Origin of the sequence: Novipirellula artificiosorum, from assembly GCF_007860135.1 — a bacterium.
Lineage (GTDB): Bacteria > Planctomycetota > Planctomycetia > Pirellulales > Pirellulaceae > Novipirellula_A > Novipirellula_A artificiosorum.
In genome coordinates this window covers 119320-141273 of record NZ_SJPV01000001.1, presented here as the reverse complement: position 1 = coordinate 141273, position 21954 = coordinate 119320, and the positions used below count along the sequence as shown (strand labels likewise).

Sequence of the window (21954 nt, the reverse complement as noted above, 5' to 3'; positions counted from 1 at the left end):
GAGGGAACGCCACGTCGGGCGATCCCCTAATCAGTCACGGCAATATCTCCTTACAAACGAAGTTGTCAAGCGCGAACGATCGCCATCAAACGCGTAGGACGCGCACAACACGAAGGCCATAGAACGATCTCGAGAAGCAGAACGGCAACTTCCAGATCTTGATGCGTCCTTGGGTGCAAGTCAGAGCCATGCGAATCGTTTCAATTGTCATAACTCTCTCTGGAAACGTTCGAATTTCGATTTTTCTGAATCGTTTTCACGTGATGGCACGCACCAGACACTCTGCAGCAGGAGGTCTGGACCCGTCAAGATATTTTTGAAAAATGTCTGCGGTTTGTGAGTAGCGGCGCTCGACGTGATTTTGTGAGCTAAGTTTCGAAAGGGTACGAGGGGAAACGTTTCTGTCAGGGCAAGAACACGATGATGCAGGTCGCGGCGACTTTTCCTGAACTTCGTGGTTATGTTCCAGCGTCAGAGCTCCAATTCGCTGGACCGATCGCGACTTGCCGCGTGCAATCCAGTTCGTCTTCGGGTCTCTACACCGCAGAGTGGCTCGACGAGTCACGTACGTCGCCCGAGTTGTTCGCCTTGGTTCGCAAACAATGGCGCAACAATGCGAAGCATCAACCGAAAGGTAGCCTGCGTCAGCACTTACTGGTCGACGACGACGGTGTGCTGGCCCGCGTGGTTGCCTTGCCCACGGGGCAGCCGCTTCGTGATTGGCTTCTTGAACGTCGCTACAGCCTTTCCGAGGCATTGGCTACCGCGATCGAGGTTTCGGAGTGCTTGGTGCAGTGGCATGCGATGTCGCTTGTTCACGGTTGGTTGAACAGCCATTGTCTGTATCGCAGCGACGACGGTTTGATTGAGATTCAAGACGCTTCGCTAAGCAACCTTCATGCGGAAGACGACTTCTTAACCCTCGAACTTGCGGATCTAGCCTTTCTATCACCGGAATCGAGCGGATCGTTGGCACGGGAAATCCGCTCTGCTTCGGATTTGTATTCTGTCGGAGTGCTGCTGTTTACCATGATCGCGGGTCGATTGCCAATCGAGGCATCGAATGCAAGCGACTATCTCAATCGTCAATTGTGTGATGAGGCTCCTCGGCTACGAGAATTGGGGCTTGATGTCCCCAAACCGTTGGACGACCTGGTCAGCCGCTTGTTGCAGCGAGATCCTCGCGACCGCTATCAAACAGCCACTGCATTACGGTACGACCTCGATTGGATCGCACAGTGCGATACGCCGAACGGCCGGAGCACTCGATTCGCTATCGGGACACAGGACGTTCGGCAAGCCATGACGGAACCGGCCTTGGTGGGCCGTGAGTCGGATTTGGCAGGAGCTCAGCGATCCATGGAAACCGCATGTTCGGGAGAATTCCAGCTTCAGATCGTCACGGGATCCGAGCCCAGTTGTCGGCGCAGCTTTGTGGATGAGATCGAGCGGATTGCGACTTCCCGCTCGATGATTGTTCTCCGTAGCGGTACCACAACCACGACCAACCCGAAGCCACTTCAGTCGATTGAACGGGTGCTCGCAACGATTGCCCAACTTTGCGCAGGCGATGCTTCGTTGTCATCACGGCTTTCCCTTGCCACGACCGAACACGCAGCAACGCTAGCGGAATTATTGCCTGACCTCGCTTCGCTTTGGCCCACTGCCGATCAGGTGACAGGGCCCGATGCCTACGGGAGTCAACGAGCACAAATCGCCCTGGAAGAGCTCTTTGCCGCTTTGGCGCATGAGCGAGGTGGCGTCACGATTCTATTCGACGACCTCGATTCAGCGGACGTTTTAACGCGAAACGTGGTCCGCTCTCTGATCGAGCGGGCAGAACAGGAATCGGGAAACTCATTGTTCTTAATGATCACGTGTGATTCAACCGCTTCGTTGCCTTACACTCAGAACCATTCGGTTCGCTACTTAGCGCCGCTGACCGATGAAGCCATGCGGTTGCATCTTGAATCCTCCGCTGGCAAGCTTGATGATTCGATCAAACACTCGATCGTTGAAGTGGCTGGCGGCAGTCCCACCCGAGCTTCCGCAATGCTGCGACGGATGATGGATTCCAAAGCGATCCGACCCACCGACGAGGGATGGGTGGCGGAGGGATTGCTGATCGACGCGTTACGAGTGGATGAATCCTTCGCTGAGTTGTTGGAACGCCAGGTTTCCGAACTGTCAAGCCGAGAAGTGAAGGTGATGGCAACGGCTGCGGTTGTTGGCGTTCGATTCGAAATGGGGGTGCTCGCGAATGTTGCAGGCGTGCGATACGCGGACGCATTGGAAGTCGTTACCGACGCATTGAGCCGACGATTGTTGTGGCGAGATGCACAGGCGGGCTGGCTTCGTTTTGCCAACGATCAGATTCACCAACAACTCTACATGAGTCTTGATTCATCGCAGCGTCAGTTGCTGCATCAGCAAACCGCGTTGTATCAGGAAAAGCAAGATCCAACCAACGTTTTCGATTTGGCCTTCCACTATGATGCCGCGGGAATTGGCAGTGCGGCCTTGAAGTACGCACTCGAGGCAGCGCAAAATGCTCGCCAGCGTCACTCACTGAGCGTTGCCGAAGACCAATTGACCATCGCCAAGCGGTGGGTGTCGCGCCACGATTTGGCGACGGGTCTATTGATCTCCGAAGGGCTTGGTGAGATCCATTTGTTGACCGGACGCTACACCACGGCCGCGGTGTTCTTGGCTGAGGCTTTGGCGTTGGCTCAGACACCGCTCGAAAAATCGCGCGTACGGCAGCAAATCGGCGAAGTTGCGTTCAAACGCGGTCGTTTCGTCGATGCAGCAACGGAGTACGAACAGGCGTTGGTGACGACCGGCATTCACCTCCCCAGCAACGTCGTGACGATGTTGGTGTGTTTGTTGTTTCAAGTCGTCCGCCAGGTCATGCACGCAGCGTTACCCCGCGTTTTGGTCGCACGTTTGGGCCCACCGTCGGAACTCGAACGACTGCGATTGCAACTGCTTAGCCGCCTTTCGCGAGTGTATTGGTTTAGCCGACATCGACTATGGACGCTTGGGAACCATCTCCATTCCCTCAACGAAGCGGAACGATACGCTCCCTCGGAGACCCTGGCCGCCATTTATAGCGAACACGGCCCGGTCATGAGTTTGCTGCGTTGGTTCTCTCGGGCCGACCAATACATCGAAAGGTCGCTCCAAATCCGTCGTGATCGAGGTGATGTTTGGGGACAGGGCCAGTCTCGGCATTACCAATGCGTCGTCAAGCTCGCCGCGTGCCAATTTCAAGAGGCGATTGATACGTCCAGCACCGCGGTGGAACTGCTGCGTCAAACGGGTGACTTCTGGGAAATGAACATGGCTCGCTACCAGGCGGCCAATGCGCAGTATCGCATCGGGGATCTGTTAGGCGCAGTCGAAACCGCGTCTAAAATGTACCACTCTGGCCAGGAGATTGGGGATGTGCAAGCGACAGGGATTAGCTTGGACGTTTGGGCTCGCAGTTCGCCATCGACACTGCCCTTGGAATTGGTCAAACATGAGGCGGCTTTAAATCGGCTTGATGCCCAGAGCCACGCTCAAACGCAATTGGCTTACGCAGTTGTACTGCTTCACCATCACCGCACGAATGATGCCGTTGAAGTTTTGCAAGAAGCGATCGAGCGATGTCGCCTTGCGGGACACCTTAACACTTACATCAGCCCTGCTTACGCTTGGCTGGCAACCGCAATGCGACAGCGTTTCGAGGAAACCGATCGCCGCGACGGACGACGTTTACAGCGTCGGTTCAAAGCAGCACGCCGTGCGGCGCGACAGGCCTACCGGATCTCAAAAGCCTACCCGGCCGATCGGGCTCATTGCCTTCGTGAGATCGCGCTGTTGGATGCAATGCAAGGTAAGACCGATCGGTCGATACGACATCTGCACCGTAGTTTGGCGGTCGCAATCGAATTCAACCAGCTCGTTGAGCAACGTGATACGCTGCAAATACTTGCTGATTTGTATCAACATGAACCGGAACGCTTGGGTTCGTTTCCGAAGCTTCAGCGGGCCCGTTTGGATCATCTGAACGAATGCATTCAAGAGGTGCATCGCCCCTTGACCGAGAGCGTCAGCATTCCCGTCAACCTGTCCTTGGCGGATCGTTTTGTCACGTTGCTTCAATCCGGTCGCCGAATCGCCCAGGCATTAACAGCCAACGGAGTCTATTTACAAACCAGCGATTCGGCTCGCCGTTTGCTGCGAGCTCAACACGTTGACATCGCTCTAATTCGTCGCCATCAAACAGATGTGCAGTTTTGTTGTTGGAGTGAAGCAAGACTTGACGCGAATGGCCAATGCCGAATCGATGCCAATGGGGCATTGCTACAAACGGCGTTTGATCAAGGTCACGCGGTCTGCCATGCCGAGCAGCGGCCCAGGGGATGTACGTCAAGCGGCAGCGCGCTCGCAGCTCCGATTGTTTTTCGTGGTGAGATTGTCGCAATGATGCTCGTTTCGCATACCGAGCTTCAAGATCTGTTCGGTAACGATGAATTGCGAATCGCTGAGTTTGTCACGACGTTGGCGGGTGCAGCCTTGGAGAACGCGGATGGGTTCAAACAGTTGCAGCAAATGAACGATACCCTGGAGCAACGTGTTTTTGAACGCACTCAGGCTGCAGAAGAGCGGGCAATACAGCTAGCAGAACGAAACGATCAGCTGCGAGAAATCGAAGGACAACTTCGCGAGGCGATTAAAGCAGCCAATGCTGCCAATGAAGCAAAGAGCCGATTCTTGGCGACCATGAGTCACGAAATTCGTACCCCGCTCAATGGAATCTTGGGGATGACGCGTCTCGCACAACAAACCTCTCAAGATCCACGTCAAACCAACTACCTGGACACCGTTCACGAAAGCGGCCAATCGTTGCTAACCCTGATCAACGACTTGCTTGACTTCTCGAAACTTGAAGCAGGCAAAATGGAGCTCGAGCAGATTCCCTTTGGCTTGGATCCGTTGGCAGGTGAGATTAGTCGATTGATGGCTGCATCGGCTTGGCAAAAAGGGGTTGAACTGATCTGTGACGTGGCTTCGGATGTCCCCGATGTCGTAATGGGGGATCCCTCACGACTTCGACAAATTATCGTCAATCTGATTGGCAACGCGATCAAGTTTACCGATAACGGCTTCGTTGCCTTTCGCATTCAATCGCGTCCGGTTGCCGATTTGTCGGTGATGATTTCCATCGAGGTCCAGGACAGCGGTGTGGGGATTCCCGCCGACAAGCAGGCCAAGGTGTTTGAATCGTTCTCGCAGGCCGATAGTAGTACCACCAGGCGTTATGGTGGCACCGGATTGGGGCTGGCGATTTGTCGAGAGTTAGCGGAAATGATGGGGGGATCGATTGAGCTCAGTAGCGCCGTCGGTTTGGGCAGTACCTTCACCGTGATGATTCCGATGCAAATCGCAGATCCGCAAACGATTCAGGAATTCGCTGCGGGTCAAGCGACGGAGGACAACGCGCTCGTCGGGATTGTTAACCCTGGAAAACCAGCATCGCCTTTGACCTTCGGAATCGAAGCCTCGGCGCGCGAATCACGTGCCACACGCATCCTCGTCGCTGAGGACGGCATCATCAATCAAGAAGTGATCGTCGGTATCCTCGAAATGGAAGGCTATGAGGTGGTCGTCGCAAACGATGGCGAACAGGCGGTTCAGCTCGCGTCATCCGGAACGTACGACCTTTGTCTGATGGACGTCGACATGCCCAAAATGGACGGCATTGATGCGACCAAGGCGATCCGAAAATTGCCGAGTGAATCGAGCCGGTTGCTTCCGATCATCGCTATGACGGCCCATAGCGGCGCTCAAATCTGGCAGGATTGCAGCAAGGCAGGAATGGACGGGCATCTCCCCAAACCCATTGAACCCGACACGCTGTTTGAGACGATTGCTCATTTCGCTGGAAAAACAACCCATGCGTCGTTATCCGCGGAGAGACATTCCAAAAGGATCACCGAATTCTCGACTACTGCTTTTCAAACTCTTGCAATTCCGCGTCACGGATCTGACGAATGATCACTTCAAAGCGGTCTTCGTTCGGCATATCATTCCTTGCGTCGCGCGCTTGAACCAACGCTTCATCACGATTTCCTTGAGCTCGCAATCGGCCGATCAACTTGATCCTTAAGCGAACATCGTTGGGTTTGAATTCGATGGCCTTTTTATAGCTCTCGAAAGCCTCGGTGTACTTTTCGAGGACGTAAGCGGTATCGCCAGCGAGTTCTTCGCAAGCAGCACGTTCGGCAACGGTTTGGCATTGATCGCAGGCGAGTTCTCCGAACGCCGTTTCTAAGAAGCCTAAGTCCGGTGAAGGCCGCGAAATATAAAATCTCGCCGCGTTTCGGTAATTGACGGCGCTCGGTGGCACAATCTCAGCTGCCGACAAATCGGGGTGGGATTGAATCACATTCAAAATGCTATTGGTGCTCGACGGACGACGTTTCAAGACGGTTCGGAAGCACTCCGCAGCGATCTCGCGTTCATTGCTGTCGAGTGCCAAACTTCCGATCTTCTGCATCGCGGGAGTGTTGGTCTTATAAAGCGATTGCAGTTGCTTAAGCAAGGCCTTGGTACGTTCTCGATCCTCATCGACAAAATCGAGGTAAAGGCTCGACGAACGTGCCTCGCGTGACAGCGGCCTCGATAATAGCTCCGATTTTGCGTTTTGGAGTGCCATGACGTAGTGGGTTGACGTGACAGGATTCGTCGGGGAGGGCTCCATCGTTTGCGTATCGGTGGTTGATGGAATCTGGGTGCTTTCGGAAGTTGTCGAAATCGCTGGCTGCGTCTTGAGCCAAGACTGTCGGCGAATCAACGGTGAGGTTTGGCGATACAGCTCCTGGATCTGTTCAATGCTCTTGGGATTGGAATTGGCGACTTCGTCGTAACGACCGATGCGGTGATGAAGGTCCGACAGAGCCCGGTAAGCTTCGGGAGCCCCGGTCTGATCCGCAATCTTCTCAAGCTGTCCGGTGAGGGTTTCGAGCTCCTCGGCTTCAACCGAGTTGTCATTCAACGCAAAACGAGCTTGACGAGCGAGCGCATCGACCTTCGCATCGGCACCCAAAACCGAGATCGCCCAGACCGCCGGTACGATTGCAACCGCAGCGACGCCCGCTGACACCGCGACCGTGCGGGGAGTTTGAAAACGAACCCGTGGAGGCTGCTCCGCCGCGGCAAGGGCTTGCTCACGATCCTCATCCTCATAAGCAGCCTCGTCCCTATAGGCAGCATCATCCTCGTATGCCTCCAAATCATCCAATCGCTCATCTTCTTCGGTCATGTGACTGGCGAGCAGGAAACGACGGCTGGCGACGATGGGAAAGAAAACGCAGCAGGCAATCAGATTGGCCGGGATGATCAATCCAAAGTCGAAAAACTGGGAAACCACCAGCGCAGCAAGGATGTACCAACCGGCAACCCGCAGGCCGTGGTCGACTGGGTCCGGTGATTCCTTCAATCGATGAAGTGAGATCACGAGCCCGACCAAAATCGCGATCGTTAGGAGGATGCCCACGATCCCTTGTTCGGTCAACATTTCGAGGTAAAGGTTGTCGGCATGGTAAAACCATGCCTCTGCACTGCGATCCAGATAAGGCAGGTGAGCGTCGGCGTAGGTGCCTAATCCGCTGCCCATTGGCAAATAGGCCTTCGCTGCTGTGAAACCGTCCGTCCAATGGGGAATGCGACCATCGTGTAGCAACGTCGAGTTGTCACGATTGACAAACAGCTCCAGACGTTGAATCGATTTGAGATCCAGATTCAAGGGAACGAGCAATAAAACCGTCGCAATCGTGACGACCCCGAGAATAACGGGAATGCTGAGCAATCCTCGTCGTGCCCGGATCCAACCAAACGCCAACAGAAAACCGAACAATGCCGCAACCAGCCCTCCCCGCGACCCGCACACCAACAATGCCGCGGTGCACAGCACCAAGCTTCCCAGCGCGATGCTGCTGTCACGGTCGCTCACCAGCGAGATCAAGTCATTGACCTCAAAATGTTCATCATCCACTTCTTGACCAATCAGTGCAGATAAACGCCAAGCCAAAAGTCCTAAACTGGTGCCAACGCCAATGTTCATCAGCAAGGCAGCATTGTTACGGCAAACGAAGCCTGCGAAGGGAGACCCGTAGCGAACCACATCCATCCCTAATGCATCCGCGTCGGGAACGACCATTCTGAAAATACCAAGTCCGGCGTGGATCGCAGCACCGGCTGCTAATCCGACGAGAACCGTCGCCAAGCGAGCGCGAGTTTGGAACACCGTCCCCGAAGTCCATGCCAACGTCGCCAGCATCAATAACACGGCAACTCCGTGCCGACTATTCCACGGATCGATTGAAATCGGATGCATCGATTCGGTGGCGGCCGAGCCGACGATCGGAATAATCCAAGTCGTGTAGGCCTCTGCCGATCCGGAACTCAGCAGCGACTGGATCGACGCAGGAAGCGGTAGCGTTTGAAACCAAGCGAATCCGGCCCAACCCACAAGAATACAGAAAAACCAATGAAAACCAGGGTTTCCTTGGTTTTCACGATCGTTCAGGGCCGGCAAAGCGAACAAGGCTGCGACGAAAATCGCGATGGCCGCAGCCCATTGGGTCCATTTCAGGACTCCCGCATAATCGAGCGCGACCAAACATGGCAAAGACGTCAGGATCGCTGCGGAGACCCAAATCGAGATCGTTCGCAGCTTGATGAGTGAATCTTGCATAGGTAGAGAGGTTCTCGTCGCAAAACGGGACGACGGCATGTTGGATTGGAGGCAGAAAAGCGGATCAGGTGAACGGGCGTTTTGAACGCCATTGTAAAGCGAATGGACCCACTCGCTCCCAAAAAGTTCCCAATAAAACGATTCTCCGCATTAAGACTTACTGATTCAACGGTTTTTTCTGAATGGTCTAGCGTAACGGGTTCCGGACGACCGAACGATTTCGAAAACGACTGTGTTTTGTCACGCCGCTCTCCTCGCGTTCACTGGCCCTAAGCATGTCTTCCATTCCTTCCGCAGTCGCCAACGTTCTTCAGGCTCGAAGTGACGCCCTCGGGCAAAAAGTGCAGATCGCATGTCTTGCGAAGCAGCTTGACGCTCAAAAGCAATCAGGCGATGCAATCAACGCGATGCTTGAGCAGTCGAAGCAACTCCAGTCACAGCTCGCCCAAGGACACGTCGACGTCAAAGCGTAGTGGTAGGGTGCAGGGAGGAGTGCATCGCTACTAGGGTCGTGGCGCCGCAGCAGCGAGCGTTTCTAAATCGTCTCGGCCAACCCTGGCACAAAAATCGCCAAGTGACTCGTCGGGTTCACGGTTCGCTTTGAACGCCGCAAAGATTGCGATCAGCTCATCGACCACGACGTCGTCGGCAACCAGATCCTTGTAGACATAGGCCAAACGGTTGCCAAGCCATCCGCCGCCCACAAAAAGCGTGTACTTGTCCTTTGCTTTGCCGACAAGCGCCAAGTCTGCGTTGTACGGCCGTGCGCAGCCGTTGGGGCATCCCGTCATTCGCAGCGTAAAACGTTCCTTATCGAGCCCGAGTTTCGCGAGTGGTTGCTCGAGTTTGTCGATGATCGTTGGCAATCGTCGCTCGCTTTCGGTGATCGCCAATCCGCATGTCGGCAAAGCAACACAAGCGATCGACCAGCGGCGCACGGTGCTGGTTTGCTCGGTCGTGGGCGTGTGATGCTGTTGGATCAGCGAAATCAGCTTGTCTTTGTCGCGTTCCTCAATATCGGTCACGATGATGCTTTGATGACCGGTCATACGAAGTTCCGTCTTGAACTCATTACAGATCGCTCGCAGAGCCGCTTTGAGCTGATGGTTTTCGTTGTCGTACAAACGCCCATTTTCGATATTGAGGCCGTACGACCATTTACCGTCACCCTGTTCTTGCCAACCCATGTGATCGTCAAATCCGGTCACCTCGTCTTCGGTGCAATCGGCAAGGGGCTGGCCAAAATACTCTTCCACCGCACGACGGAATTTTTCGATACCCCAATTCGCAATCAAATACTTCATCCGGGCGACCTTACGATCTTCGCGATTGCCATAATCTCGCTGCACCTTCAAAACGGCCTTGGCGACCTCGATGGCCTGGTCCGGTTTCGCAAATGCCATCCGTTTGGCGAGCGCAGGAAACGTCTTTTTGGCCGAGGGAGTGGTCCCCATTCCCCCACCGACCAACACGTTGTAGCCGATGATTTTGTGATCGCGAACCACTGCCAAAAAGCCGAGGTCTTGTGTGTAAATGTCGATGCAATTGTCTTCCGGCAACGCGATGCCGACCTTGAATTTACGCGGCAAGTAGCGTGGCCCATAAAGGGGTTCGACCGCGGGGCCGCCGCCTTCCAGCGTTTTTTCCCCTGTTTCGGGATCTGCAACCCAAAGCTCGTGATACGCCGGCGTTTGGGGAGCCAGGGCAACGGTCAGATCGTCGGTTAGTTTTTCAAGCTCGGCATGGACGCTGCCCGTGCGTTTCGCGGGACAGCACATGATGTTTCGGTTGACGTCACCACAAGCCGCCAACGTGGAGAGCTGAACGTGGTTGATCCGCTGGATTGCCGCGTGAAGGTCCTGTTTCTTGATGCAGTGCAGTTGCAACGTTTGACGAGTTGTGATTTTTAGCGTCGCGTTGCCAAGTTCGTCGCACAGATCCAATTGAGCCAACAACTGATCCGAAGTGATTCGGCCGCCCGGAATCCGACAGCGAACCATCATCGAATACTCCTTTCCGCCACCGGTCTTTTTCGCGGTTGCCCGTGCGTCGCGGTCGTCTTGCTGGTACGTTCCGTGGAACTTCAGCAGTTGCAGGTTGCCTTTGTTGAATTGATCGGTCGACTCGGCCAACTCCTGCTGGATCGTCCCTCGCAGAAAGTTGCTTTCTTCCTTGAGGGCTTCGTTGGCGTGCAGTTTTGGGGTATCGGTAGACATCGAGACACAAACTCTATGTGATTTGGTGTAGCGTAATTTGATAGGATTTCGAGGGTCGCTTGGCTTAACGATTTCTTGCCCCCGGTCACCTCGAGGCTGACGTTTACTATAACGAGAGAGCGGAAATGCCACTATGGCGTTCACAAATGTCGTCAAACCCACCGATGAATGCCCAAATACGGAGCCGAAATGACCGCGGAAATACTGGATGGAAAACGAATCGCTGCCGAAATTCGAGCGGAAGTGGCTGAGGAGGTCGAAAAGACTCGTTTTGCGCTCAAACGTCCTTTTCACCCCTGCCTCGTCGCTGTCCTGGTCGGCGAAGATCCGGCCAGCCAGGTGTACGTCCGCAACAAGCAGCGGGCTTGTGAAAAGGCTGGGATCGAGGGCCGAACCCACCGCTTACCGGTCGACGCGACCCAGCAGCAGTTGATGGATTTGGTCCAGCAATTGAACGAGGATCCTTCCGTCCACGGCATCTTGGTGCAGCTGCCGCTTCCCAAAACCGGTGGCGGAGACTCTGGCTTCGACGAACGAGCGGTACTCGACGCGATCGATCCGCTCAAAGACGTCGATGCCTTTTCACCGGTGAATGTCGGGCTGCTGATGCAAGGCCGAGCCCGTTTTCTACCCTGTACACCGCACGGGATCGTCCAACTGCTGCATCGCAGTCAGATCTCGGTCGCGGGGAAGCACGTGGTGGTCGTTGGCCGAAGCGATATTGTGGGTAAGCCGATGGCCATGATGTTGGCCCAGCGCAACAGCAGCTGTGGCCGTGACGTGGCTAACGCAACGGTGACGATTGCTCACAGTCGCACGGAGGATCTCGGCGCGATGTGCCGCTCGGCGGATTGTTTGATCGCAGCCGTCGGAGTACCGGAAATGATCCAAGGCGATATGATCAAGCCCGGCGCGGTTGTGATCGACGTTGGAATCAATCGCGTTGACGGTCGACTGGTCGGAGATGTCGCTTTCGAGCAAGCCAAGCAAGTCGCGTCCGCGATCACGCCGGTTCCTGGCGGTGTCGGTCCGCTGACGATCGCGATGCTGTTGCACAATACGGTGCTCGCAGCAAAGCTGCAGCTCCCTTCGACACTCCCCTGACCGCACAGTTTGCCGATTGATTCCTGCTCTGCGATTCGCGTCGCAGGCCTTTTACTTGTGAGAGCCGTTCTGATGGAAATACTTGGTGGCCCCCTTTTCGGTGTTGCCGGCGCTGGTGAATCTCATGGTCCCGCGGTGACGACGATTGTGTTCGGTTGCCCTCCCGGTCAATACCTCCGTCGCACCGATGTGCAGCCTTTTCTCGATCGTCGTCGACCAGGCGGAAATCGCCATGGAACGCCTCGTAACGAAAAGGATAAAGTTGTTTTCTTGTCGGGGATCTATCAAGACGACACCACTCGATTGCTCAACGGAGCAACCGTGACCGTCAACGTGGATGGAGCAACCTTTGAAAGTGAAGGCTTCGAAGAAGGCTACACGACGGGTGAGCCGATCGCTGCGATTGTGCTTTCAACCTCCAAAAAGTCGGCTGACTACACCCAGTTCACCGGGCCGACCGGAGAGGTCCGTCCAGGACACACCGATCTTGTAAAATACCATCAATCCGGTGGCTTTGTAGACATTCGTGGCGGGGGACGATCGAGTTACCGAGTCACGATTTCCGATGTCGTGGGGGGATCGATTGCCCGCATTGTCTTGGCGCAGAATTTTGGAACAGCGATTCTGTCGTCAATTTCACAAGTCGGTTCCTTGATGGCGAAACAAAGTCTTGCGTCGCGAGTCGCGGACTTGATGAAAGGTAACGTTAGCGTGCCGATCGAGCGAACCGAAATCGCATCCATCGAAAACATGCTGGCCGCTGCCACTATCCAATCGATCGACGCCGAATTTGCCGACGAAGCGGCTGAATTGATCAAACAGACGCGGATCAAGGGCGATTCCGTGGGAGCGATGGTTGAGGTGGTTGCCGTCAATGTGCCGCCGCTACTCGGTGATCCGCTTTACGAAAGCTTGAAGCTTCGGTTGATGGGATCGCTGGGTGGGATCAACGCGGCAGAATCGGTTGAAGTCGGTGCAGGGCGAGACGTGGTCGCCCGATTTGGAAGCGAAAACAATGACCCCATCCGCAGTCGCGGGTACACGCGTAACAGCCACGGCGGAATGATTGGCGGGATCACGACCGGCATGCCGCTGGTGATGCGAGTCGGATTTAAACCGACGTCGACGATCAATTTGCCACAAAAGTCCGTTCGAAAGAACCTGGAAGAAATTGACTTCGAGCTCGACAAAGGACGTCATGACCCCTGCGTCGGCGTCCGAGCGGGTGTCACGATCGAATCCCGCGTCGCCATCGAACTGCTCAACGCGGCTCGGATGCACCAATCCCGTCATCTGCCGCCGAACCTATCGAAGCTGTTCTAGCAAGGGTTGTGCTTAGGCATCTTCTTCGGCAGCAGCACTTTGGCTGCCGGCGTTCGTTTCGGCAACTCTTGCTTCGATCTTCTTTTCGAGTCCCTTGAGTCGGAACGCGAGGGTCGCCATTGCGATTCCGACCACGATTGCCGCGATCCCCAACACGCGAACCATCACCATCCCGAAAAAGAACGGAGACATCAGCAGCAAGACACCAAACACGATCGATAAAATACCGCCGAGGATAAAACCAAAGTCTCCTTCGATTTCCTTGTGGTCGCGAATCGTGGAGATGATTTCCATCACGCCAGTGAAAATCGCGGAGAAGGCAATCAAGTACATGATCGTCATCGCCGTCAAACCGGCAACGATGACGGGGTTTGCGAATACAAAAATCCCGATCACGATGGCGACCAAACCGCGGATGATGATCCAGCCCCGCGAAGGGACTTCACCCGTGATCCCAGCGATGACGGCAATGACACCGTCGAGAATCAGAAAGAAGCCCAGCACTTGTGCGAGCGCGGCGATCGTCATGCCTGGACTCAAGAACGCATACAGACCGAGAAGGATTAGGAAGATGCCACGAAGCAGTGGTAACCACCAGATCTTACTTAATGCTCGAAAAATCTCCGGCTTATGCAGAGTTTGGGGTGAGTCGGTCATTGCGGGACGCCTTTCAAAAACAAAACTTGTCGGTCGAGAATCTCAACACCGAGAACACCAGCGTGGTGTCTCCGTTAGCTTAACACCAAACGGCGTCGATGGGTGTACTGAACAAAACCCATCGCCCGCTAGCGGAATTGATAGGCCGGGTTACGGATGTCAAAATCGAGATTCGTCATGCCCTCATTCACTTTGACGTCCAAATACGTGTATTCCTCTTCAAGAACGGGATCGCCACCCGCCGTGGTCGGCCATGACCACGACTCATAACGGATCGGCATCCTCTGTTCGTTGTCGAAGTACACTCGCGCCGTGTAGAACTCGAAGTGAGGTCGCTTGACGGGATGAACCACCTGCAACATGGTGCAGGCGATGTCCTTGATCTTTGCGTTGGGATAAAACTGAACTTCACACTCGCCGTACTGCCGTTCACGCTGGCCGGTTTCGATCAGTTTGACCAGTAAATTCTCGATCCCGATGTCGGTGATCGGATGCCGCTGACCACGCATTGCCAAATAGCCATTCGGGTCCAGGTTGACGTTGATCATGCCTTTCAGGCCTGATTCGTGAGCGACCATCCTGCCCTCGTTTTGGCCTTCGACCCAAATCACTTCTCGCCCTGCGACGGCATCCGGTTTGAGAAAGTTGAGGTAGACCGACAAGGGAGTCGTGATTTGGCCACCGTCGACCTTGCGATTTCGGATCTTCACTTGGGCATACTGGAGCTCCGGCAATACACCATCAACGCGGCACCGCTTGACGAACAAGGCACGGTAATCGCGAACATCAGCCCGAACGTGCTGGAGGCTCGCTTCCGCCATTTCCAGAGCGGGATCGAGCGGATGCTCGGTGTTGGATTGCAGACGATTGACGCTGGAAACCGTCGTGGCCTGCTGCGCTGAAATGGGGGAAAACGAAGTGTCGAACAGGAACATCATCACAAAGATGAAACAAAACGAGCGTGTTGATTGAATCATGCGCGATCTCTTTGACGAAAGAAGAGGAATGGCTCGGCGCGAAGGTAGAGAATTCGAACGCAAGTTTCCAGAGCGATTTGGTCCAGATTGGCGTTGCCCCCTGCTTGTCTAGCTCCTAGCATTCCGCAAGGCGCTGTTTCACAACTTATCAAGCCTCGCGTACCAATCGGCGTCGCGCATCCGGAGCGGTCCAGCGGATGTGTTGACTCGATTGGCTCGTGTTTTGCATATTCGGGATCGATTATGTACCGTCAGCATCAAGCCCCCCCAGAAATCGCCGGCACCGTCGAGCCAGGTTTCGAGAGCGTTCGAGTCGAATTTGAACGTAATTTTCGCGATCGTGGTGAACGCGGCGCCGCCTGTACGTTGTTTCATCAAGGCAGGAAGGTCGTCCATTTATGGGGTGGCCAACAGTGTGCCGAGGGCGGACACCCCTGGACTCCCGAGACCTTGACACTGTGCTTCTCTGTCACAAAAGGTATGGCGGCTGCAGCCATGGCGGTCGCACACAGCCAGGGGCTGTTCGATTTAGAAACCCCGGTTGCTGAGCATTGGCCAGATTTTGCCCAGGCGAACAAGCATCGAATTACGATTCGCCAATTGTTGGCCCATCAAGCGGGCTTGATCACCACAGGCCGTCCGCTTTCGACCGAGGAGTTATCCGATCACGACGCGATGGCCGAAATCATCGCGGCCCAAAGCCCCCAGTGGGATCCTGGAACACGGCATGGGTATCACACACTGACGCTCGGTTGGTATCAAAACGAACTGTTGCGTCGAGTCGATCCACAAGGCCGTAGCCTCGGAGTCTACTTTCAAGACGAAGTGGCCACGCCGCTTGGCGTCGAGTTCTACATCGGGCTTCCCGAGGACATTTCGCCCAACCGAGTGAGCACGATCAAGGGGTTCCACCGCCTTGAAATGCTCGGGCATCTGAACGAGTTACCACCGATGATGGTGTTGTCGGGGATTTGGCCGGGATCCTTGGTTTCGAAATCCATACGGACCCTGCGGCTGCAAAATCCCGCTGACATGAGTGGCCCCGAGTACCGAGGGCTCGAAATCCCTTCGGCCAATGGGATTGGAACGGCCTCGGCCGTAGCCAAAATCTATGACTGCTTGGCACGTGGCGGCAAGGAACTCGGCATCAAGGGATCGACGTGGCACGAGTTGGTCGCCCCGGCAATTTCGCCGCGAGACGGACTGTACGATGCGATTTTGAAGATCGACACGCGTTACCATTTCGGCTTTTCACGGCCGAGCCGTGGCTTCCAATTTGGCAGCGATCACCGCGCGTTTGGATGTCCTGGGGCGGGCGGTTCTTTTGGGATGGGGGACCCCACGTTACAGCTTGGGTTCGCCTACCTGACGAACAAGATGGGGTTTCGCTTGTCGGACGACCCAAGGGAAAAAGCCGTTCGCGATGCGTGCTATGCCTGTTTGGCTCAAACAGGCGAAACACGCAGGGTCGCTTAGTCGGTGGTGCGAGTTTCGAAACGCTTGCCGAGTGGTCCGGCTAAAATGGATGGAAGCAAAACCAAGTCGCCAACGAGCGCCGACAGCAGTAACGCAACCATCAACCACGCAAAGTGCAAGATCGGAACGAACGAACTGGCTGCAAAGACCAGTAAACCGCTGGCACAGATCAGCGTCGTGTGAGCCATCGCACCGGCGCAGCGATTGAAGGCATCTTCAAGAGCAGCTGCACGCGTCAATCCTTGATGGACCCCTCGACGAAACCAGGTCAGAAAGTGAACGGTGTCGTCCACTGCGATCCCCAACGCTGCGCTGGCGGTCATCACCGATCCGATCTGGATGGGAATGTCAATCCATTCCAGGCCTCCGAAAACGACCACCGCTGGAAACAGGTTCGGAATCATGGCCAACATCGCAGCCGTGACGCTCCGTAGTACCAACACGAGGACGACACCAATTACGGCGAACGCGGCGATGAAGCTGCGAAACAGATCCTGCAACAATTGTCGTTGGGCCTTGTAAATCAGCGGGATCACGCCGGTGAACGTGCCGGTCGCGTTCTGCTCGGATAGCAGCGGCGCAATGCGCTGACGCAACGACTCGGCAAACTGACCATAGTCCAAATCGCCGATCGCCGGCGCGCGGACGGTGATTCGCCAAAGCCGCTCGCCATCGGTTTCAGCGATAAAATGCGAGTCCGTCAATCGTTGAATCGTTTGAGGGCTATTGATGATCTTCCGCTCCATGACTTCTCGCAGACTGCTTCCCGACGGCAGCGCCGATGATAGATTCACAGCGGACATCGTTGCCACCGATTCATTCGACCCGTGGATTTTGCTCTGAACCCTCGCCACGACTTGCAATTGCTGTGACGTGTCTCGTGGATCCTCCTTGCCAAACCGAATGACGACCTCCAACGGGACCATCGGGCCAATGTTGGATTCAAGCCATCGGTAATCCTCAATCGCATCACTGCCGGGCAGGAACCGATCTTGCAGCTTTACGGTCGATTTAACGTATGGCAGCCCCCATCCACAAAATGCCATCACGGCTAAGCAGCCCATCAGCAACAGCCAATGGTGTCGGTTGACCCATCCCATGTATTGCTGACTTCGTGTCCCTGCACTGGATTCGTTTGTCGCGCCCGATTCAACCTTGGGGGGAAATAAATGCAAGGCCGCTGGCAACATCGTGAATAGGACCACCATGCTTGAGATCACTCCCAAGGCAGAATAGAGTCCAAACGATTGGATCGGTTCGATCTTGCTCATGACGAGTGAAACCAATCCGATCGCAGTGGTCGTTGCCGCCAGAACACACGGCAGCCAACCGTGGGCAATCGCGGTCCGCAGCGGATCTTGGCACCGAGGGGTGTTAGCCGAATCGCGATAATAGTTGGCCAAGTGGACAGCCGAGGAAATACTCAAGACATAAATCAGCGGCGGCAACATCGTCATCAGCAAGTTCATCTTGCTACCGCTGAGATACAGAATCGCTAATGCCACCCCCGTGCTGTAGACCGCTACGATCAAGACAATCACCGCCAATCGAACACTGCGCATTCGAAACGACGCAACGAGAAACGATAACAGCGCCGAGAAACCTGCTAGCTGAAACAACAAACGGCGACTCTCGATATCAATGGCGGCTGCATCCACCGTAGGCCCCGCTAAGCGAAGTTCGCTGGCAAGTACCCCAGACTCCGACGCAGCGATTTGTTCAAGTTGCTTGATCGCTTCCACGCGATCCGCTTGACCGGCAAGCGAAGTCGAAAGAATCAAGCAAGTCGTTTCGGTGTCCGGATTGACCAAAATTCCTCGTAGTCGCCGCAGTGCCGACCCGCGACTCATGCCACTCGGAGGCGATGTCAAATCCGCCAGCACGCTGGGACCGGTCAAGACGCGGTCAAAGTAAGGTGACGCAGAAATCGCATCCGCGACCTTTGGCACACGTGGATCCTTGATCGTGCAGCCGGGCCAACTGACGACCGCGATTTCGTCACTTCCAAAGTGCTCGCCGAACCAATCATAGGTATCCGTTTCGTCAAACGATTTGGGTAGCCATTGACGAGGATCGTTTGACGTACTTCGTAGAGCCGAGATCGCGGCAAACAGAATCAGCGGTGCGGCGCAGGCCATCAACCCAAGCGTCCATTTGGCGTAGCGCGTCCGTCGCTGATTCACGCAAAGCATTCCGGCAAAAATGATTCAAGCAGCCGAGTGAAGGCAGCCGGCTGTTCCCAATTGGGTGCATGCCCACACTGGTCAATGAACTCTAACTTCGAGCCGTGGATCAAACGTTTGAAGTCTTCGCCGGTCGATGGCGGCGTGATCTCATCATCGCTGCCCCAAATGATCATGGTGGGAAGATCCAATGACCCGAGTTCTTCTTCTACCGATCGGTCGCGTGTCGCTCGCGAAACGCGAAGCAAGAAACGAACATAGTCACGATCCATGACCGATTGATACCAATGATCGACCAATTCTTCCGAGACTAGCGAATCGTTGTACAGAATACCTGTGACCGTTTTTCGAACAAACTCGCGTGTGGGACGCGAACGAAGTCCACGAATCGGGCTGCGTTCGAAGAGCCCCGCGCTGCCGGCAAGAATTAGACCTTCGGCGAAGTCGGGATGGCGAACGCACAAGTCGATCGCGACAAGGCCACCCAGTGAGTTACCACACAGAACAAAGCGATCCAATTCGAGCTCGTCCACAAACTGGGCCACCACCTCACTTAGATCAGCAACCGATTTCATCCCGCGTTTGCGGCGACCTGGCTGTGGGTCGATTGGCAACTGAGGAGCAATCACCCGATACTGACTTGACAGGTTCTCCATCACCTCGCGGTAATGATCCGGTGTCCCAAACAGCCCGTGCAGAAAGAGCACGGCGTTGGGGCCGACACCCATATCGACAACACGATCAAGATCGATACTGGGGTTGGATTCTTGGTTCATTGGCGTTTTTTGACTGAAGATCACGGTCGATACTTTTGCGAGGATGCGGCAGATTGGGGCCGAGCGTCATGCAAACATCGGCATCCAGTCTATCTGCACCCCCCCGGACCGTCGAATAAGAATCGAGCCAAATTGCGGAGACCCTTCTTTTCGGCATCCTCGCAAACTCTCCCAATCGGCATAAAACGTATCTTACCAACCAAAAATGCGAAAGGTGGCACCTGCTGTCGGCCAACGGTGCCGCCGCATCCGCTCGGTTTTAGGGCTTGCAGTAGCGATCGAGCCAGTCAAAGAAGACGCGTCCCCACAATACCCCGTTTTGAGGGGAAAGTACCCAGTGGCCCTCCTCGGGAAAATACAGAAAGCGACTCTCGACCCCTTGAACCTGAGCCGCCGTAAACGCCTCCATTCCCTGGGTGACCGGCACGCGGAAATCCTTTTCGCCGTGAATCACCAGCAGCGGCGTTTTCCAATTTCCAGCAAAGGTGTGCGGCGAAAAGAGCTCATATTCCTCCGCAATCGCTTCACTCTTCCAGTAAGGTCCGCCGAGATCGTGGTTGACAAAGAACAACTCCTCCGTCGCACCATACATCGAATTGAGGTTGTAAACACCACAATGGGCAGCCATCGCGCAGAAGCGATTTGCATCGTTGCCCATCAGCCAATAGACCGTGTAGCCGCCGAAACTGGCTCCAATCGCGGCGACGCGTTCTCGATCGATCTTGGGGTCCGCCATCATCGCATCGGTTGACGCCAAAATATCCTGCATCGCCTGGCCGCCCCAATCACCGCTAATTTGGTCATTCCACTCGCGCCCAAAACCTGGCATGCCACGTCGATTCACCGCCAAAACCACATAGCCATGCGAGGCCATCATGTGGAAATTCCAGCGATAGGAGAACCATTGACCGATTTGTCCCTGGGGACCGCCTTGGCAGTACGTCAGCATGGGCCACGGACGCTCCGCTTCGCTGTCATAGTCGGGTGGCAGAATGACCCAGTTGTGAATCATCTTGCCATCGGTAGCCTTAAAGAAGCGTTGTTCGATCTTCGGCAATTCCAAACGGTCGAACAGTTTGCCGTTGACGTCGGTGATGGTGGCCAATTGCTTGGTTGACGCGTCGAGGACAGCCAATTCCGTCGGTCGCAACATGTTTTGTTGGCGAAGGAGAATCCGATTGGAGTCAGGAATTGCCGAAACAACGGAAAAGTCAAATCGTCCATTCGATCCTTGTTCTAACAGTCCGGTGTCCAGAGCGATGGAAAACAGTTGGGTCGTTCCGCGCGTTTCGCTCGAGAAATAGACCCGCTGGCTATCGTGGCTCCAAGTCGCATGGTGGCTCGTTTGATCAAGCCCCTCCGTCAACTCATCGATCTCGCCGCTGCTTCGGTCATAAAGCATGATTCGGCTTCGGTCCGATTCAAATCCAGCCCGTCGCATGGAATGAAATGCCAAGAAACGTCCATCTGGGGAGTAGGCGGGATCCATGTCATAGCCGGGCATCCCCGGAGTGACGTTCTTCAGCGTCCCGCCATCGACGCTGACCAAGTAGATACCGCTATCGGTGCTCTCGGCAGGATTGTTCACCAATTTCATTGTGAGTGCGATTTCCTTGCCATCGGGCGAGAATGCAAACTGCTCGGATCCTCCGAACGGTGGCAGTGGGCAATCTGCTTTTAACGATTCCATCAAATCAATGGGCTCGGATGCTTCGAGTTGTTCATCCAGCTGAACAACATGCACATGGCTGTAGGCGTAGTCATGCCATTGGTTCCAATGGCGATACATCAAGGAGTCGATGATTCGTGCGTCCGCTTTGGGCAAATCCCGATAGACCTCTGGAACCTTGGCGTCCAACTTGACATCGGCGGTGAACGCAATCGCGTCTCCACGGGGTGATGGTTTCAAGTTGGCAACGCCTTGCTCGACATGAGTCAATTGTTGAGCATCGCCCCCATTAGGATCCAGTGTCCAAACCTGGGGTTTGCCTTCGGCTTCCTTGTCGTCGTCCTTGTCGGCTTCCTTGTCGCTTACCTCCTCGCCTTGATCCGCTTCCTTCTTGCTTGCTTCGTCGCCACCGTTCATGTCGTCCGAGGCGGGAGCGATGTAGACCAGCTTGGCACCGGACGGATGATTCAGCCAACCCAGCGAGCCGAGTCCCTTGATGTCTTTGAGCAGGGTGGTCGCTTTCGGTGCCAATAGCATGGTTTCGAATGCAATCGCCGTTTTGTCACCCCCCATGCGATCGCCACTCGGCAGCGGTTGCAGCATTAAACTGGTCGTCCCCTCGTTCTGTTCCAGGTCATAGCGTGTGACCAAATAGGCTAGGGTCTTTCCATCGGGCGAAACGGCTGCGTCGCCGATGCGAGCTAAGTCCCAGAGCTTTTCCGGCGTCAGCCGCTCGGCTTGGAGCAGGCGGTTTCCCAGAAGCAGGAGACACAGAGCAGCAAATGTAGTCCGTCGCATGGGGTCGAGCCCTCGTGTGAAGTGCATGG

At 55.2% G+C, this 21954-nt stretch carries 12 protein-coding genes; 5 read left to right on the top strand and 7 right to left on the bottom strand.

Annotation, left to right across the window (positions count from 1 at the left end; all coding sequences use genetic code 11):
• Positions 1–420: 420 nt before the first annotated feature.
• Positions 421–6045 (top strand): trifunctional serine/threonine-protein kinase/ATP-binding protein/hybrid sensor histidine kinase/response regulator, encoded by a 5625-nt coding sequence (locus Poly41_RS00320; protein ID WP_146523951.1) that lies wholly within the window; start codon positions 421–423, stop codon positions 6043–6045.
• On the opposite strand, the gene Poly41_RS00315 is transcribed toward Poly41_RS00320, so the two are convergent.
• A complete protein-coding gene (locus tag Poly41_RS00315) occupies positions 5996–8746 on the bottom strand; it encodes an O-antigen ligase family protein (protein WP_197230962.1) in 2751 nt (916 codons plus the stop codon). The two genes, Poly41_RS00320 and Poly41_RS00315, sit on opposite strands and share 50 nt — an antisense overlap.
• 275 nt (positions 8747–9021) lie before the next feature.
• Here Poly41_RS00315 and Poly41_RS00310 point away from each other — a divergent pair, with 275 nt between their 5' ends.
• A complete protein-coding gene (locus tag Poly41_RS00310; RefSeq protein WP_146523949.1) occupies positions 9022–9219 on the top strand; it encodes a hypothetical protein in 198 nt (65 codons plus the stop codon).
• Between the two features lie 30 nt (positions 9220–9249).
• On the opposite strand, the gene Poly41_RS00305 is transcribed toward Poly41_RS00310, so the two are convergent.
• The gene (locus Poly41_RS00305) at positions 9250–10962 is read right to left on the bottom strand and encodes an NADPH-dependent assimilatory sulfite reductase hemoprotein subunit (protein WP_146523948.1); all 1713 of its coding nucleotides are present in this window, start codon (positions 10960–10962) and stop codon (positions 9250–9252) included.
• 189 nt (positions 10963–11151) lie between these two features.
• On the opposite strand from Poly41_RS00305, the gene folD reads away from it, so the two are divergent.
• Together folD and Poly41_RS00295 are read left to right on the top strand one after the other, a co-directional pair.
• Complete coding sequence (gene folD, locus Poly41_RS00300) at positions 11152–12066, top strand: bifunctional methylenetetrahydrofolate dehydrogenase/methenyltetrahydrofolate cyclohydrolase FolD (protein WP_146524894.1); 915 nt, start codon at positions 11152–11154, stop codon at positions 12064–12066.
• Positions 12067–12138: 72 nt separating this feature from the next.
• The gene (locus Poly41_RS00295) at positions 12139–13389 is read left to right on the top strand and encodes a chorismate synthase (RefSeq protein ID WP_146523947.1); all 1251 of its coding nucleotides are present in this window, start codon (positions 12139–12141) and stop codon (positions 13387–13389) included.
• 12 nt (positions 13390–13401) lie between these two features.
• Here Poly41_RS00295 and Poly41_RS00290 read toward each other — a convergent pair whose 3' ends face one another.
• The gene (locus Poly41_RS00290; protein ID WP_146523946.1) at positions 13402–14046 is read right to left on the bottom strand and encodes an HdeD family acid-resistance protein; all 645 of its coding nucleotides are present in this window, start codon (positions 14044–14046) and stop codon (positions 13402–13404) included.
• Positions 14047–14174: 128 nt separating this feature from the next.
• Positions 14175–15023, bottom strand: coding sequence for a DUF1571 domain-containing protein (locus Poly41_RS00285; protein ID WP_146523945.1), 849 nt, complete (start codon positions 15021–15023; stop codon positions 14175–14177).
• A 243-nt stretch (positions 15024–15266) separates the two neighbouring features.
• Between Poly41_RS00285 and Poly41_RS00280 the strand changes: the two genes are divergently transcribed.
• A complete protein-coding gene (locus Poly41_RS00280; protein WP_146523944.1) occupies positions 15267–16499 on the top strand; it encodes a serine hydrolase domain-containing protein in 1233 nt (410 codons plus the stop codon).
• On the opposite strand, the gene Poly41_RS00275 is transcribed toward Poly41_RS00280, so the two are convergent.
• The 3 genes from Poly41_RS00275 to Poly41_RS00265 form a co-directional block, all read right to left on the bottom strand.
• Entirely contained in the window at positions 16496–18682 is a 2187-nt protein-coding gene (locus tag Poly41_RS00275) for an efflux RND transporter permease subunit (protein ID WP_197230961.1), read from the bottom strand. The two genes, Poly41_RS00280 and Poly41_RS00275, sit on opposite strands and share 4 nt — an antisense overlap.
• Positions 18679–19458, bottom strand: a complete 780-nt coding sequence (locus tag Poly41_RS00270) for an alpha/beta fold hydrolase (RefSeq protein WP_146523942.1) — start codon at positions 19456–19458, stop codon at positions 18679–18681. Before Poly41_RS00270 ends, Poly41_RS00275 begins: the two co-directional genes overlap by 4 nt.
• 259 nt (positions 19459–19717) lie before the next feature.
• Positions 19718–21925, bottom strand: a complete 2208-nt coding sequence (locus Poly41_RS00265) for a S9 family peptidase (protein ID WP_197230960.1) — start codon at positions 21923–21925, stop codon at positions 19718–19720.
• Between the last annotated feature and the right edge of the window lie 29 nt (positions 21926–21954).